Genomic DNA, 16004 nt, shown 5'->3' on the forward strand with positions numbered 1-16004 from the left:
TTACCTCTTAGAAGTCTGCAAGCTGCGCGCTGCTGTTACCGGTCGCCGCCGGTCGTGCGCTGTAATTTTCTGCTGGCTGGAGCTGAAGTTGACCGCGCAGCTCGTTAAGTTCGCTGGTCAGTTGCTGAATGATGGTTTTGTCCTGCTGGCGCTCCTGCTCCAGGGCACTGAATCGGTCAATCTGATCGGCCTGAGATTGCGCTACTGCTTCAACAACCTGATGCAGCTGGCTGAATCGCTGATCGTCCGTTTTCTGGCCTTTATTGAGAATGCCCATCATGCGGTTAAACCAGTTGGTACCCTCTTCACTGCGCTGGGCTGCCAGTTCAATCACTTCAGCTTCAAGCGCATCAGAGAACAGTGGCGCCTCAACCTGCTGGTTGTTGAAGGCCATCACCTGCGCGCGTTGCTGTGCGGCAAACTTGAGGCGCTCTGTTCCCAGACTCGCCGGCGTGTCTGTCATCGCCAGGCCGACCACGTACGCCTTACCGTTAAGGGCAAATTGCGGGTGCAGCTCAATACTGGAATAAACTTTTTTCCCGTCATCAGTGAGCTGCTTCATGCGGGTAGATGCATCAATCTCGGCATAGAGCGCGGTACGGCCCGAGAGCGGTCCTTCGGTGATATCTTCGGCGCTCAGCGCAGCTACATCCCCCATGGCGCCAAAGTCACTTCCCGGATAAGGGGAAAGGTAGTGCTCAACATTCACACGGGCGCCGTAAACGTCGGGATTGTAATTAGCCGCAGCGTCGCGAAGGTGTTCCGGGCGTATCTCACGCCCATCAACGGTCGCGCCAGAAACCGCTACACGGAATTTTTTACGGGCTGGTTTAGTGGTGCTGGCCATGTCGTTTTATCCTGTTGGTTTATGTCAGTCGCAGCATCATCGCAGAGCGTAAAAGCCCCGCGCCACGCGGTTTTGTTGTCGGAGAACGCCCAGACCTGAAACCCCGCGCCGCCGTGATCGCGCGCGGGTAATCTCCCTGCTCAAAAGGGGGAAGTGATGATTCAGGATGCGTTTATTCGATTACGAGCAAAGCAGCTCTACTGGCAGGGATATCCACCTGCCGAAATTTCGCGGTTAATGGGTATCAACTCAAACACGGTTTATTCGTGGAAAAAACGCGACGAATGGGACGACACAACGCCTATCAAACGGGTGACGCAATCCATTGATACCCGCCTCTGCCAACTGAGTGCGAAAGACAACAAAACCAGTGGCGATTTCAAAGAGATTGATCTGTTAACCCGCCAGTTGAAAAAGCTGGATACCGGGCAGGCCTCCATTACTGCCGGGGTTAAAACATCTAGTCGTCGCAAGAAGAAAAATCACTTCTCCGAGGAGCAGATCGAGGCGCTGCGCTTAAAAATTCTCGACTCCCTCGCCTGGCATCAGCGCGGCTGGTACGAACAACAAGATCAGCGTAACCGGATGATCCTCAAATCACGGCAGATTGGAGCAACCTGGTACTTTGCCCGCGAGGCATTGCTGGGAGCGCTGAGGACAGACGTTAAGCACGACTACCAGCGCAACCAAATCTTTCTTTCAGCATCACGAAAGCAGGCGCTCCAGTTCCGAAACTTTATCCGCAAAGCGGCTGAAGAGGTGGACGTCGAACTTAAAGGCGGCGAGCAGATCACGCTATCGAACGGCGCAGAGCTGCATTTTCTTGGGACATCCGCGGCGACAGCACAGTCTTACACCGGCCACCTGCGATTTGATGAGTTTTTCTGGACCGGAAACTTTATCAATCTGCGTAAGGTTGCCGGCGCCATGGCAACGCTAAAAGGCTTAACGCGTACGTACTTCTCCACGCCATCGAGCGAAAGCCATGAAGCCTATCAGTTCTGGACCGGCGATCGGTGGAACGCGAAGCGACCTAAAGCACAGCGCGTTGAATTTGATGTGTCCTGGAAGAAAACCCATAGCGGCTTGCTATACCCGGACAAGACATGGCGGCAGATCGTCACTATTCAGGATGCTATCAACAACGGCTGGGATTACACCGACATTGATGAAATCAGGGACGAAAACAGTCCTGATGAATTTGAAAATCTGTACATGTGCGAGTTCGTCAAAGACGGCGAGAGCGCGTTCAATCTTAGCCAGTTACTGGGGTGCGGCGCTGACGGGTATGACGACTGGCCAGACTGGAAACCGTTTGCAAGTCGCCCTATGGGCCAACGTGAGGTGTGGCTGGGCTACGACGCCAACGGCGGCAGCGGCAATGGTGATGCCGGTGCTCTGTCCGTGACGGTCCCTCCCCTTGTAGCTGGCGGCCGGTTTCGCACGGTTGAATTGAAGCAGCTGCGAGGGCTGGAGTTTGAGCAGCAGGCGGCGGTCATCAAAGAGGCAGCCGAGCGCTACAACGTCACTCACATCGCCATCGATGGACAAGGCGTCGGGGAGGCGGTCTGGCAGATTGTTAAAAATTGGTTCCCGGCGGCTATTTGCTACCAGATGAGCCTCTCTTCCAAGCGCGCCCTTGTCCTCAAAATGTTACAGGTCATCCGCGCCGGCCGCTGGGAATATGACCGCAGCGAGCAGGGCCTGGTCAGAGCCTTTAACGCTGTTCGTAAAGTTGTTACGCCCGGCGGTTTCATCACTTACGAAACGGACCGATCGCGCGGCGTAAGCCATGGTGATATGGCGTGGGCAACCATGCTTTCGATAATTAATGAACCGTTGGGCCAGGAAAGTGGCGGCGGTGGTTTCGCAATGGGATGGTAACTGTGAAAAAGAAATACGGTAAAAAGCCGATAACCAGCACCGCCGGTTCTGACATTGCGGAGTCACTGAAGGCCGATCCTGAGTTAACTGCATTCAGCTTTGACGGGCCTTATCCGGTACGTGATATGGCCGACCTGCTGGACAATCTCTATTGCCTGGATAACGGGCGATACTATGAAACACCGGTAGATTTTTATGGGCTGGCTAAAGCTCCGCGCCAGAGCGCCTGGCATGAGTCAGCCCTGTACTTCAAACGTAATGTGCTCACCGGCTGTTTTATCCCGCACAGACTGCTCAATCGCCAGACCTTTTCCGCGTTTGCGCTGGACTGGTTCACGTTTGGCAATGCCTATCTCGAATTGCCGCGTAATCGCCTGGGCGGCCCGCTTCCCTTCAAACACTCTCTTGCGAAGTACACCCGGCGTGGGAGCACAGATCTCGATCAATACTGGTTTATCCGGCGCTGGAAAGAAGAGCACGCGTTCAAATCAGGAACGGTTTGTCACGTTCTGAACCCTGATATTAATCAGGAGGTCTACGGTATGCCGGAATATATGGCAGCACTGCTGGCCGCCAGCCTGGCCCACTCCGCTGACATGTTCCGTAAGCTATACTACGACAACGGATCGCATGCTGGATGCATTGTCTATATCGGCGCGGGACAGGTTGACGATAAAAGCATGAAAGCAGTCAAAGAAACGTTGACCGGTGCGCGCGGTAAAGGCGCATTTAAAAACCTGCTGCTGCATGCGCCAGGCGGCGGCAAAGACGGCGTGCAAATCCTCCCCTTCCAGCAGATCACGGCGAAAGATGAGTTTATTAATATCAAGAATGCCACACGTGACGACATACTCGCAGCGCACCGTATCCCGCCGCAGTTGATGGGCGCCATGCCAGAGGGAAACGGATCATTTGGGGATATCGAGAAAGCCGCCCGGGTGTACGCTATCAACGAACTGACACCCGTGATGGAGGCGCTGAAGGTGGTGAACGAGTGGATCGGAGAAGAAGTGATCCGCTTTAACCCTTACGCGTTGCTTACCCCTGAGAAATAACCGCCAGAAAATTCAGTTTCTTTAAACAACATCAGCCATTTATAACAGGCCAGCGTTTTCGCTGGCCTCATCTTTTCTGCTTAAAGAATCCCGCATCAGCGCCTCTCTGCACGTCGCTGCTTTTTCCCTGCACAAGGGGCATGCCTCCCCCCAAAACGACCACTCACCGTGACGCAGAAACCGTGAAAATGCGTATTCTGCCGCCTTCCCTACCCAGACCCGTTTGCGGGGGCTTGCCCCCCGTCACCTGCGCGCAACAATCCTTTCATTTTTCGTGCATGCACAATATCTGTCTAATACGCCGTACAACCAGATATGAAGGGGGATATAAACTAAAAAAAAATGTTCACTATTGGGCTCTTTCGTTCAGAAATTTAGTAAGGAGCTAAGAAGGGAAAATGTATAGTTAAAAATGTTAAGTTTCTCACGGATTTTTTCAATACAGCGGTTATACAACATTTCTTACTGACGCTTTATGATGAGCTCAAAAGAAACCGTATGGATTATCTATGCATGCGCATACTATGATCAATCAAGGCGCTTCCCGTATAAGGTTACACTTGTTGGCTAAAATCGACAATTACAGGACACATTAACTATCCAATCAGCACATTTAGCATACAACCCAGATATAACAGCCGTCATAATATCCCATTATATCAACTCGTTATGCAGAAAAATTTTGCACATAAACTTCTTTTTTTTGTATGTGTTTTGTTGCACAATTAAGCAGCTTTTAGCATAGCACCATCACTTCAAACTGTTGTACAAAGCCGTGTTGATGGATATTAGAGTTATAGTATAAAAGGATAACTTATGGTTTCACCAAACGTTACAATCACAGCATTCCCGGCAAAACGATTTTTTGTTGAGATGCTTACCAGGGATATAGAGTTATCTGACTCTATCTTAGATTTACTGGATAACTGTTTGGATGGAGTTTTGAGGAAAAATAACTTCACCCCAGAACAAACATTCGGAAAATCAAATGTTTACGATGGGTATTATGCTCATATTGAATTCGATGAGAATAGTTTCAAAATAACTGATAACTGCGGTGGTATCCCAGGGAAACTTGCTGAAAATTATGCATTTAGACTAGGAAGACCTTCAGAAAGAGAAGCTGAAGAGTTACCAACAATTGGAGTCTATGGCATAGGAATGAAGCGCGCAATTTTTAAAATAGGAACCTCTGCACAAATACTGAGTAAAACAGATAGTGAGCAATTTTCGGTTAATATCACGCCAGAATGGATGTCTGATGATAACAATTGGTCTTTAGAATTAGAAAGAAACGAAGTGAATCTTGATGAATCAGGTGTAAGCATTAATATACAAAATTTAAGGAAAGATATTAAAGCTTCACTTTCAAAAGATCGTGGATTCGAAGCGGAATTAATTAACATCATAGCAAACCACTATAGCTTAATAATAAAAAAAGGGTTTGAAGTTAAAGTTAACGGTATAATCGTAAAAGCAAACAGCACAAGTTTAATACTTGATGAAGATTCAATAAAAAATAACACTGACGGTATCGCTCCATACGTTTATAAAAATACGACTAATGGCGTATCTATTAAAGTCGCTGTAGGTTTTTATCGTAATTTACCAAGTGAAGAGGAAGAGGATAATTTATTATCTGGACGTTCAACAACCGAAAAAGCTGGTTGGACCATTATATGTAATGACCGTGTTGTACTTCATGCTGATAAATCAAAGCTTACCGGATGGGGAGAAGCTGGTGTACCTCAATACCATACACAGTTCATTGGTATTTCCGGAGTAGTAATTTTCACATCTTCAAATGCCGAATTGCTCCCTATTACAACAACTAAACGTGGTGTTGATGGCAACTCTGAAATATATCTCTCGACTAAAGATTTTATGAGAGAGGGGCTTAAATTCTTTACAGATTTCACAAATAAGTGGAAAAGCAACTCTGATGAAAGAAAACAGATCGTAAGCACGGCATCTAATATGGTTTCTACAACGGAAACTGATTTTACAAAATCCATTCCGAAGGAAAAATGGAGTACTGTACGCCGATCTATTGGTGGAGAAGTATTCAAACCAAAACTACCATTACCGCGTGATACAGACCCAGTACGTCAGATAAAATTTAGCCGTCGTCATAGCGAAATAAAATTAGTATCAGAATTTCTTTTTGATGATGCAACTCAGCCGCCGACTGAAGTTGGCCAGTTCTGTTTCGATGCATTTCTGAAAAAGGCAAAAAAATGAGTAGTGGCGGAAGCATTCCATATCATTTAAGGCAGAACAAAGCCATAGAAAGGAATCTCTTTATGGAATCATTAAGGAGATTGAATAATTACACAAATATTTCCGAATACGTTTATATAGGTTTTGGTGGACCATTTCTTGAGGATTTCAAACAAGTTCATAACCTGCTAAAAGTAAATAAGATGATTTCCATTGAGGGTGATGAAAATGTTCATCGCCGACAAGAATTCAATAAACCACTATCCTGTATTGACTTAGGCAATGCTCCCGAGATGAGTGGCGACTTTATTAACCGCTATAACTTTGATGATAAAACCATCATTTGGCTCGACTATGCAATGCCCTCAGAGCTTAATTCGCAATTAAATGAACTGGTTAATCTGATAACTAAGCTTAAGCCAAAAGATATTTTTAAAGTTACTTTAAATGCAAATCCGGAATTTTTAGGTAAAAATCCTGAAGAACTCGATCCAAGACCCCATAGATATCGTAGAATTTCTGATATTCTTACAGAAAACTTCACCCCAACAAATATGGAAGAAGGAGATGTATCTTTTAAAAAGTATCCAGCATTACTTGTAAAAGCGATGAAACGAGCGGTCGAGAATGGTCTGAAAGGACGACCTGATATAAGAATTCATCCCTTAACATCATTTGTTTATAAAGATGGGCAGCAAATGGTCACTTTAACAGCGATTGTTCTTGAAAACTCAAATGAAGAAGAGGCCATTTTTTTAAATTCATCCCGAATAAAAAATTGGCCCTTCTATGCTGGTGAATGGAGAGCACCGAAAAATATCAATGTTCCGGCAATGTCGTTAAAAGAAAGGATTCATATCGAATCACTATTACCTGAAGCTTCTGTAGATAATATCCATGAAAATCTTGGTTACTACATTGGCTCTAACTCTTCAGGAGCCAATGTAGATCTAAGTAATTTCATCGAATACTACAAGGTTGTTCCATGGTATTCGAAGGTTCTCTTTTGACATTGGCGCAGAAATGATATAAGGGTAATAGCATTGCCTCGGCAACTAGTGGACTAACGCTATTACCTATCTGCCTAAAACTATGCCATTTAGTTGCGTGAAATCGAAACCAGTCCGGAAACCCTTGTAATCTAGCGGCTTCCCGTGGGGTTATAACTCTCGGTTGAGTTGGATGAATTGGTCGTACAGCTTGGAAACTTCCCTTGTCGCTACCAGTACCTGCCCTAAGCGTTGGGCAAAAGCCATTAGGATTTAATCTCTGAGATCGTGAGATTTTGTCGGTTTCTCCGAATGAAAGGTTTCCATATCTTTCAATGATTTGTTCACTATGCACTGTGCCAAGAAAACCAGAAACCAATCCTTTACTCAAATTATTAAGTGATTCAATATCTCCCACATTTTTAGGAATATGCCCCCAAAGGCGATCGAAAAAGTATCCCGTCTTATCCATTTTCACACTGCGCCAACCCTGACTTTCTTCCTGCCATTCCTTTTTTATTACACGAGGTAAACCATACAATGCTTCTTTAACTAATGTTTGTTCTACTGTATGTTTTGGGAAAAAATCCGATTCTTTTAATTGCTGCGAAAAGTCTTTTCTAATGCCTATAAAGAAAATACGTGTTCTTGTAGTTGGTGCACCATAATTAGAGGCATTAACTTTAATTGGATGTAACAAAAAATAACGGTCATTTACCAGCGAAAATGCTTTAGCTCTTACTGAATTATACTTCTCACTCATGATACCAGGCACATTTTCAGCCAAAAAACAAATTGGGGTTAGTTCGCTGACAAGCCTAAAAAAATGGATGTATAACTCATTACGGCTATCATCAGCATTTCCTTTGCCAATAGAACTGAATCCCTGGCAAGGAGGACCACCTATTACACAATCTATTTCATTTATGTTACATGCTGATAAAATATCCTGGGCTGAAAGTTTACTGACATCTTTATGTATATGATTAGATTTTGGGAAATTCAGTGAATGTGAAAAAATAGCATGCGCATCTAGCTCAACAGCTCCAGCTATATTAAAACCCGCCCTTGAAGCACCTAAACTCAAACCGCCAACCCCTGAGTATAAATCAACCACATTCATTTTCGAATAACCATGCTAAATTTTAAACTGATGACCAAACATTATACCATCACTATTCTGTTTTACTAAAGATTTCGTGACATTTGGGACGGTCATTACATGCAGCAGCCACCTAACAGGGTCATAATTTACGCTTGACCGCACTTAATGCCACTATGATCGCCAAGCACTTAGCTGGCTGATCATACCCGATTAAATGATCAGCACCGTCAAAATTTGCAGTACTGGCCACCATGTCACAATTTCATATTTTTTTGATGACACTCCAGGTAACGAGACTATTGGTCTCTTTAGCCTTTTTCAGAAAAAAGTCGCGATGCTGATCTGTTAGCTCTGATGGATCGATACACTCATCATTACCGTGCTCTGCGGTTACCGCTCCATTTCCGTTGTAGATATAGTGTTATGCTGCGTCTTACCCTTCGAAGTAGCTGATTCATCCTGGTTTCATTCTTTCCCCCTTGCTTCAGTTTTTTGTCTAGCCGCTTTCTTCCAACGCGTGACCAGATCATGCGCTGCCATATGTTCAGTTGTTGCTCGGTCTTTATTACCAGCGTCATCCACTGTTGTCTGCCGCAGAATCCCGTTGCTGATAGCGTAAACTTTGCCGCCGTGGCGAATGCGAGCGCCGTCAGCAATCGACCTTACCACTTTATCGCTGATGAAGATCCGGCAGTTGCGCAGCTGGTCGCCAACGCTGACGATTGCTTCTTCGGTGATTTTGTCATTTAGCTCCGTATCTCTCTGTCTTGGCGACTGCAAATCTGCTGCTGCCTTTTTCCTCAGATATTCAGCAGCCGCGGCGGTATAGTTTTCTGCCCGCTGTTTCGCTTCAAGTTGTAGCTGCTCACGCCAGCGCTGATCTGCTTCTTCCGGTGCCATACTCATGTCTTTACCAGCGGTAACCTTCGGTCCCCACGATAGTGCGGATCCGTCATAAACCGACGTGCGCAACTCTCGTGAGACGCGCACAAATGCTTTATCTGAGCTGTCGCGGGGCTCTTTCCTCAATCTGTCGGTGATCTCCTGCCTTTGCAGGCGTGAATATCGTCTTAACTCTTCGATATTCTGCGGAATTTCTGTCCTTTCTGACGGAGGCTTTTCATCCGATTCTGAGCGGCCCGTACAGTTATTGACAGAACTCCAAGGGGCCGCGTCGCGGCCTTCTAAGGTCAAATTCTCGACCTGCGATGGCTTATGCTTCGGTACGATTTTGTAATCGTTGGTACGGGTATAAATGACCGATTCACTGATCGTAAAAGGACAATAAACGCCAGTAATTTTGGCGACCGTGTCACCATAATCATTGCCGTTTTCGGTGTATTCGTAATTGAGGCGCACGCGCAGGCAATCACGGGTTACAAACGGGCCGCCCTGGGCGTTGATGTATCCCGGCCAGTCGGGCGCATCAGCAGCAGCGCGGGCAGCTTCAAGTTCCGGGTGTAAGACAAGCTCACGACTTCCTAGCCGCCGCAGCTCCCGCCAGGTGGATACAGGCGCGCCGCCAATCTGCTGGAACTGGCGAATACTCCAGCGCGAAGCCCACGCCCGCACACGCTTTGCCATCTCTTTAACGGGCTTGCCTGACTCGTGATCAAACTCGCCATCCATGCCATAACCGTCGATATTTTTTGAGATGTACTTCGCGATGTATCCCGTTGCCGATCCAAACTCTTCATCAATTGGTTTGCCAGTAAAACGATACTGAGCCGCGCCGGGTTCGCTTCCATCCACCTGGAGGGCGTACTCATGAAAAATTTCAGTGGCAAGCGCCACCTCTTCAGGGTGGAGAAATAACAGCAGGTGCCAGTGCGGCGTTCCGTCGTGATGTGGTTCGGCTACACGAAAACCAAATGTGCGGATGCCTTCCCTTCCCCATTTGGCGCGTACACGTGACCAGACGTTGCAAAGGTACTTTTGAGTTTTGCGTGGGCTGGCATTGCAGTATTTATCGTTGCGCTTGCCGGAATGCACATGCGTGGCGTGATAACGTGACGGTGCGGTCAACGTGTAGAACATGCCAACCAGTCCCATCTCGTTAGCCATATCCTCAAAACCGCGCATGCGCACCATCAATTCATGACGGGCGATCTTCGGGTTGGAAACGCTGCCCATGACCTTATCGAGCAAGGAGGTACGCTCGCCAGTGTCCTGGTCTTCCAGTTCCATCGCCTGAAGGTATTCAAAGTTGGCTTTTTTTTGAGCTACCCACTCCCTGAGGCAAGGTTCAGAGCAATAAGGGGATGCCACTTTGCTGACGTAGCTAGTGGCGATCATGAGGTGCTCACGCCAGCGGTCATGAATTTTGCGGAGCTTAACTAGCCACCACTTTTCCTTTTGAAGTCTGGCAATGACACGTAATGCATCTTCTGCTGTCAGTACTTCATCGCAATACTGTTTCCAGCCAGGGATCGCAATGTTGAGTGAGGTCGCTTTACTGGCAATGGCGCCGTAAGCGTAGATCGTGGAAAACTCCACATCTGCCGTTTTCTCGTACCGAAAATCAAACTCGCGCATAAACTCGCTTTTCATCAGATTGGCGAGCCTATAGGCCAGTCGTTTCAGGCGCTTTTTATCTGCCCATGGCAGCAGATGAAAATCATCACGTAGCGGAAAGAGAATTGCAGGCAGATTACTTTGTGGCAGATATTGTGCGTTTACCGCATCAACACGACGCAATACATGACGCTCGAACGTGTTGAATAACCAGCGTACAGCCTCTTTCGGGTCCCTACGGTCCAGAGTTTCCAGGTGCATTGAAAAACGCTTGCGGATAAACGTAGGGAGAGCCTGGACGCGGCGCCGCAGATGACGCGCCAGTCTTGCGCGATCAAATGCCCTGCGCGCCTCCTCATCACGAGGGCGCAACGGTACCCGATAAACAACATCAACAAGTTCGCTATAGGCAAGCGCCTTACGCTCGCCTTTGGGGGTGAGATACTCAATTGCAGGCTCTTCGGCGTCGCTTGGATTAATAACCCGCCGTGGGGCATTCCAGCTCCATGCCAGGGCTGTGGAATCAGGCATAGCTCACCGTCGTTATCTTATTTTGCCAGGTCAACGCCTCAACAAGCTGGCGCAGCAAACACTTCGGCATAAGTCGCATCACCCATCACCGCCCCACAGTCCGGACAACCTCCACTACCAGAACGACCGCAACCACCACACACACGAAGTACGCCAATCACTTCACCGGCCATATCGCGGCTTTTGGCGCTAACGGAACGGCGAACCCTGAAAGCGTGGAGATTGAAAGCGGAGTAGATCTCGCGGGTTTCTGGTGTGTCGCTATTTGAGATGACCGAGCGCATGCCATGCCGGCGATTAACGTCCAGTAGCGCCGTAACCAAAGCGCGGTGATCGTCCAGGGTAAATGGCTTGCCGTAAGCGGTAAAATTGGCTGTTTTGCTAGTCGGGATGTACGGCGGATCGCAGTAAATCACGGAGTCCAAGCGGTTCCTTGCAACGTACGGAATAGAAGTACGAAAATCATTACAAAGAAAGAGCGCGTGAGTATCCCGCGCCTTTTCGGCAAACAAGCGCATTTCGGCTTCTGGAAAATAAGGCTCCTTATAGCTGCCAAAAGGGACATTGAAACCGCCATCCCTATTGGTGCGATAAAGCCCGTTAAAGCAGTGGCGGTTCAGGTATAAAAATGAGGCCGCCCACCGTACAACGTAATCATCTGCACACTCGTCATCCCACGACAGGTGGTTGAACAACTTGCGCTCTTCGTAATAGCTATCTTCGTTATTGCCATTTCTGAATACGTTCCTGGCGATCAGTATCAATCTTTCTGGGTCTTCCCTGAGCGCGAGGAAGAAATTGATCAGTGCTCGATTGCTATCACAAAGCACATAGCGGCGGTATTCCGTATTCATAAATACAGTACCGCTGCCAACAAATGGCTCAATCAGGCAATCAGCTTTCGGCAGGTACTTCAGCAACTGCGGCATAACTCGGGTTTTGCCGCCCGCCCATTTCAAAGGTGACTTAATCATTTGCGACACTCCTGGTTGTAGGTTTCATGTGTCATCAGTCGCCACTGCTTACCGCCGTTTTTACTGAGCAAACGCCAACGGAGGCCAATACGGATCACGAGATAGGCGTGTGGCTTGACGCGAGAGTAATTACGCTGGCCGCGAGAAAAGGATTTCAGGGCGGCAAGCGCCCTGTTACAAACCGGCAGCGGCGCGTTGCAAACAACTGACAGATGCGAATGCATAGCAGCCCTCAGAGTGATTCAATGTGTGGTGAGGTCAGGCGCTGCCAGATTTCGCAGACTTGCTCCGCTTGATAGAGCGCGTCAGTGAGCGTGTAACGTGCAAGTGCGCTCCTCGCGTGAGGTGCATAATCTGTGGCAGCGGCAAGGTCGAGAAGTGAACGAATGCAGCGGAATTTTGTACCTTCAGGAAAGATGCCAGACACCTCTGAGCGATCCACGGCATAACGAAGTGAAACCAGTTTTTCCGGGGCATCTTTGAACCATACGAATAACGCCGCGTTCCGGGGACAGGTATTGTCGGCGATGAAAGCAGCAAGGCTGCAAAGTGCATCTTCTTCAGCTTCGGTTGCGCTCATTACTTCGGCGCGCCAGTGAGAGTCTTTTTTCATCCAATCGAATGCCGTACTAATGCTGATACGGCCCTTCAAGCTTTCAGATTTACGAATGTCTATCGAAGAATAAAAAACCTTTCCGATCTGCCCTGTTGAGGGCTCAAAAAACACAGCTTCAATGGCACACAGAGGTGATGACGGTTTCTTATTAACGTTAATCAAATCGATCATTAAGTGATTCATGGTCTACTGCCCTCGCTGGTGATTGTTTCGTGGTTGGCTATCCACTGCTCAAGTGCTGAATAAATCTCTTCGGGGGTAAGGCCTTGCTCTTTCAGCAGGCCCATACGGATGCGCAGCAATCCGAGTAAATGGGCGCGCTCGCCTTTGCGCGCATTGGTGCTGATTCCCATAAACTCTGGATCGCTTATTCCGCCTTCCGGCTTTATTGACGTAACCGACATGCAACCTCCTGATTAAGGCAAAACGAATCCCCGGCAAAGTGAATGCCGTTATTTTTAAGGCGGGTTAGTTAATTGTTTGAACGCGGTTTTCTTTTAATCTGCTTAAATATTCTTTCATGCCAGTAATACATGAAATCAATAAAGGTCATTCGAGCGCGTTCGTGATTACCGCGAATTGCCTTTTCTAGCCCAAAAATTATTAAATCTTTAGTCGGGCTTTTTGAAGTAATGGTGATACGAGCACCGTTTTTTAGATGTACAGTGAACCCATGCTCTGCACTTTCCATTGCCTCTCGGATCAGCATTTCCTGTTCCCAAGATGTTTTTTCTTCGGTGAACATGGCGTACTCCGATGATCAGTTAAAGCGAGGTGGCTCGAGCCGCCAGGAGGCTTTAGCTCCCAGTTTCAGGTGTTGCAAGATCTCCGGTGTAACTTCTACGGTTACCGCCGGCGTCTTGGCAAACACCATAGCCTTCTTCAGTTGCTCAGCGTCGAGGGATAGCAGGTCGTATGGTTTAGGGATGTCGCCATCGGTCACGGCAATAATGATGTTGCGGAGTTCTTCAAGAGTGCATTCATCATTCTCGCCTTGAAGCATCGCGAAATGATAGAGGTGGGATACGCCGTGGCGTAAAAGCTGGAGAGAGTAATCATGATTCCATTCCAGAAACTCTTTATTGAAATGGAAGCATTGTAAAAGCGAGTTAATTTTGTCTGCATATTCGAGTTTCATTTTCGCCCCCAGAGATTAAAAAGCAATAAACCGCTTTTTACTCATGATTCTGTCAATCGTTCGGCATGCTTCGGATAAAGCAAAGTCAATGCCGTAATAATGGCCTGTGTGCGTAATTTGATAGCGCTGGCGGTTGTACGGTTTTTTGCGTGGGAGTTTCAGAATAGTAAAACCACAGTAGAGGCTGGTTTTGCTATTGAGCTGTGATACTGATCCGCGGCTACCGTTCTTCATGTTTCCTCTCCTGAAACCAGCTATCGACCTGGCTCACCGAGACCAAGCCACATCAACCACCCTTCCCTGATCTCCTTTGGACGACTTTCGTAGGCCAGTTTCATGCCGTTGTTCCAGGCTGGAAGGTAAACCCAGTACTCTCCCGCACGGCCAGAAGTTGACTGAGGATCGGTCATCTCGATTACAGGTAGCTTCCCTTTTTCGATCATGCCCTTCACCGCAGCAGGGGTTTTCCCGATGAGTCTGGCGAACTCCTGATAAGGCACAGCATCCGTGCTACTTACAAGCTGTTTGCTCATCTGTTACATTCTCCTTTGGGGTAATTAATTGCTCTTAATGGGCAATAGTTGCTCCTATTGGTTATTCATCTATCGATTAAAAATATCATCGATAGGTTTAATATTCTACTATAGGTGATTTCATGTCAACACCGATCCATGAAAAGATAAAGCTCATTCGAGAGTCAGAAAGGTTAAACAGAAGGCAATTCAGCGACTTAACAGGCCTTGTATATGGTTCATTTTGTAGCTACGAGGCTGGAGATAAAAAGCCAGGGATAGAACCAATTATGAAAATCCTTCAGCACCCCCGCTTTATCAAATACACACTGTGGTTTATGACCGATCAGGTTTCGCCTGAATCCGGTCAAATCGCACCGGCCCTCGCACACTTTGGGCAAGACTTAACAACCTCGCAGCACTCAGACCAAAAGACTGGTTAACAATTAACCAGGCTTACATACATTTCAAATGTCTATTATTGGTCGAAAAGTATTCATCACATTATTGCAACGCGTTAAGACCTAAAGGTAAACGCACCCATCGGAGGGTTTTCTTATGACTATTAAGAAACTTGATGATGGTCGATATGAAGTGGACATCAGGCCTGCTGGTCGCAATGGAAAGCGTATCCGCAGGAAGTTTGATAAGAAAAGTGAAGCTGTAGCGTTCGAGAAGCACACGCAGTTCAACCACCACACCAAAGAATGGTTATCAAAACCGACGGATAAGCGGCATCTGTCTGAACTGATACAGCTTTGGTGGAATTTGAAAGGTAAGCATGAGGAACATGGTCGGATAAACCGCAACAAGTTAGACGTGTTTTGCAGGATTACCGACGATCCTTGTGCTTTTCAGATTACGAAAGCGCTGATTAGTCAGTATTACGCGGCAAGAAGAAGTCAGGGCATTAAAGCTTCTACCATTAACCGTGACCTCAACAGCATCAGTGGTATGTTCACAGCGCTTATCGAGGCCGAGTTGTTTTCGGGTGAACATCCGATCAGGGGCAGGAAGAAGTTGAAAGAAGAAGTCCCCGAAACTGGCTATCTGACAGAGGACGAAATCAAGCACTTGCTCTTTAGACTGGATGGCGACAACAAGAAGATAGCCGTTCTCTGTTTAAGTACAGGTGCTCGTTGGGGTGAAGCGGCTCGACTCAAGGCAGAAAACATCATACAGAACCGTGTGACGTTCGTTAAAACCAAGAGTAACAAGCAGAGGACTGTTCCAGTATCAGCGGAAGTGGCAAAACTCATAGCAGATGGTAAGCGAGGGTTGTTATTTGGTAAGGCGTCGTATTCTGACTTCAGGCAGATACTCAGGGAGGTAAAACCTGATCTTCCGACCGGCCAGGCGACGCATGCACTACGCCACAGTTTCGCGACGCACTTTATGATTAATGGGGGAAGCATCATTACGTTACAGAGGATCCTTGGGCATGCGCGAATTGAGCAAACTATGGCCTACGCTCACTTTGCGCCCGAATACCTCCAGGACGCAATCTCGCTTAACCCGCTGAGAGGTGGCGCTGATGCGGAAAATGTCCACATTATGTCCACACTTAGGTAGGTAAATATGGCTTTCAATGGTCTTGCGTGCCGCGCAACCCCGCATTG

16 protein-coding genes are annotated in these 16004 nt (G+C 47.4%); 6 read left to right on the forward strand and 10 right to left on the reverse strand.

Annotated features, from left to right (window positions below; translation table 11 throughout):
• Nucleotides 1-7: 7 nt before the first annotated feature.
• Nucleotides 8-847 (reverse strand): GPO family capsid scaffolding protein, encoded by an 840-nt coding sequence (locus ABLU96_RS25655; protein ID WP_126509793.1) that lies wholly within the window; start codon nt 845-847, stop codon nt 8-10.
• A gap of 156 nt (nt 848-1003) precedes the next feature.
• Between ABLU96_RS25655 and ABLU96_RS25660 the strand changes: the two genes are divergently transcribed.
• The 4 genes from ABLU96_RS25660 (at nt 1004) to ABLU96_RS25675 (ending at nt 7016) form a co-directional block, all read left to right on the forward strand.
• Entirely contained in the window at nt 1004-2731 is a 1728-nt protein-coding gene (locus tag ABLU96_RS25660) for a terminase family protein (protein ID WP_348862911.1), read from the forward strand.
• Complete coding sequence (locus ABLU96_RS25665) at nt 2725-3786, forward strand: phage portal protein (RefSeq protein WP_348862913.1); 1062 nt, start codon at nt 2725-2727, stop codon at nt 3784-3786. The genes ABLU96_RS25660 and ABLU96_RS25665 overlap by 7 nt, the downstream gene beginning before the upstream one ends.
• An 816-nt stretch (nt 3787-4602) precedes the next feature.
• Nucleotides 4603-6027 (forward strand): ATP-binding protein, encoded by a 1425-nt coding sequence (locus ABLU96_RS25670; protein WP_142478014.1) that lies wholly within the window; start codon nt 4603-4605, stop codon nt 6025-6027.
• On the forward strand, nt 6024-7016 hold the full coding sequence (locus ABLU96_RS25675) for an O-methyltransferase (protein ID WP_142478013.1): 993 nt from the start codon (nt 6024-6026) through the stop codon (nt 7014-7016). The genes ABLU96_RS25670 and ABLU96_RS25675 overlap by 4 nt, the downstream gene beginning before the upstream one ends.
• On the opposite strand, the gene ABLU96_RS25680 is transcribed toward ABLU96_RS25675, so the two are convergent.
• From ABLU96_RS25680 to ABLU96_RS25720, 9 genes are all read right to left on the reverse strand, one after another.
• Nucleotides 6967-8118, reverse strand: coding sequence for a DNA cytosine methyltransferase (locus ABLU96_RS25680; protein WP_142478012.1), 1152 nt, complete (start codon nt 8116-8118; stop codon nt 6967-6969). The two genes, ABLU96_RS25675 and ABLU96_RS25680, sit on opposite strands and share 50 nt — an antisense overlap.
• 447 nt (nt 8119-8565) lie before the next feature.
• A complete protein-coding gene (locus tag ABLU96_RS25685) occupies nt 8566-11145 on the reverse strand; it encodes a replication endonuclease (RefSeq protein WP_348862915.1) in 2580 nt (859 codons plus the stop codon).
• 38 nt (nt 11146-11183) lie between these two features.
• The gene (locus tag ABLU96_RS25690; protein WP_118859995.1) at nt 11184-12119 is read right to left on the reverse strand and encodes a DNA adenine methylase; all 936 of its coding nucleotides are present in this window, start codon (nt 12117-12119) and stop codon (nt 11184-11186) included.
• Between the two features lie 232 nt (nt 12120-12351).
• A complete protein-coding gene (locus tag ABLU96_RS25695; RefSeq protein ID WP_348862917.1) occupies nt 12352-12906 on the reverse strand; it encodes a 3'-5' exonuclease in 555 nt (184 codons plus the stop codon).
• Between the two features lie 8 nt (nt 12907-12914).
• Nucleotides 12915-13139 (reverse strand): hypothetical protein, encoded by a 225-nt coding sequence (locus ABLU96_RS25700; protein WP_004213098.1) that lies wholly within the window; start codon nt 13137-13139, stop codon nt 12915-12917.
• A gap of 68 nt (nt 13140-13207) precedes the next feature.
• Nucleotides 13208-13480: a hypothetical protein gene (locus ABLU96_RS25705; RefSeq protein WP_023287456.1), complete on the reverse strand. Its 273-nt coding sequence runs from the start codon at nt 13478-13480 to the stop codon at nt 13208-13210.
• Nucleotides 13481-13495: 15 nt separating this feature from the next.
• The gene (locus tag ABLU96_RS25710) at nt 13496-13873 is read right to left on the reverse strand and encodes a hypothetical protein (protein WP_023287455.1); all 378 of its coding nucleotides are present in this window, start codon (nt 13871-13873) and stop codon (nt 13496-13498) included.
• Between the two features lie 15 nt (nt 13874-13888).
• On the reverse strand, nt 13889-14107 hold the full coding sequence (locus tag ABLU96_RS25715; protein ID WP_004131515.1) for a hypothetical protein: 219 nt from the start codon (nt 14105-14107) through the stop codon (nt 13889-13891).
• 20 nt (nt 14108-14127) lie between these two features.
• Nucleotides 14128-14406 (reverse strand): regulatory phage cox family protein, encoded by a 279-nt coding sequence (locus ABLU96_RS25720; RefSeq protein WP_020806130.1) that lies wholly within the window; start codon nt 14404-14406, stop codon nt 14128-14130.
• A gap of 122 nt (nt 14407-14528) precedes the next feature.
• Here ABLU96_RS25720 and ABLU96_RS25725 point away from each other — a divergent pair, with 122 nt between their 5' ends.
• On the forward strand, nt 14529-14828 hold the full coding sequence (locus ABLU96_RS25725) for a helix-turn-helix transcriptional regulator (RefSeq protein ID WP_038423230.1): 300 nt from the start codon (nt 14529-14531) through the stop codon (nt 14826-14828).
• Between the two features lie 115 nt (nt 14829-14943).
• The gene (locus tag ABLU96_RS25730; RefSeq protein ID WP_031593607.1) at nt 14944-15957 is read left to right on the forward strand and encodes a tyrosine-type recombinase/integrase; all 1014 of its coding nucleotides are present in this window, start codon (nt 14944-14946) and stop codon (nt 15955-15957) included.
• Nucleotides 15958-16004: the final 47 nt, after the last annotated feature.

Source organism: Klebsiella sp. CN_Kp106 (assembly GCF_040064575.1).
In the GTDB taxonomy this organism is placed as follows: Bacteria; Pseudomonadota; Gammaproteobacteria; order Enterobacterales; family Enterobacteriaceae; genus Klebsiella; species Klebsiella michiganensis.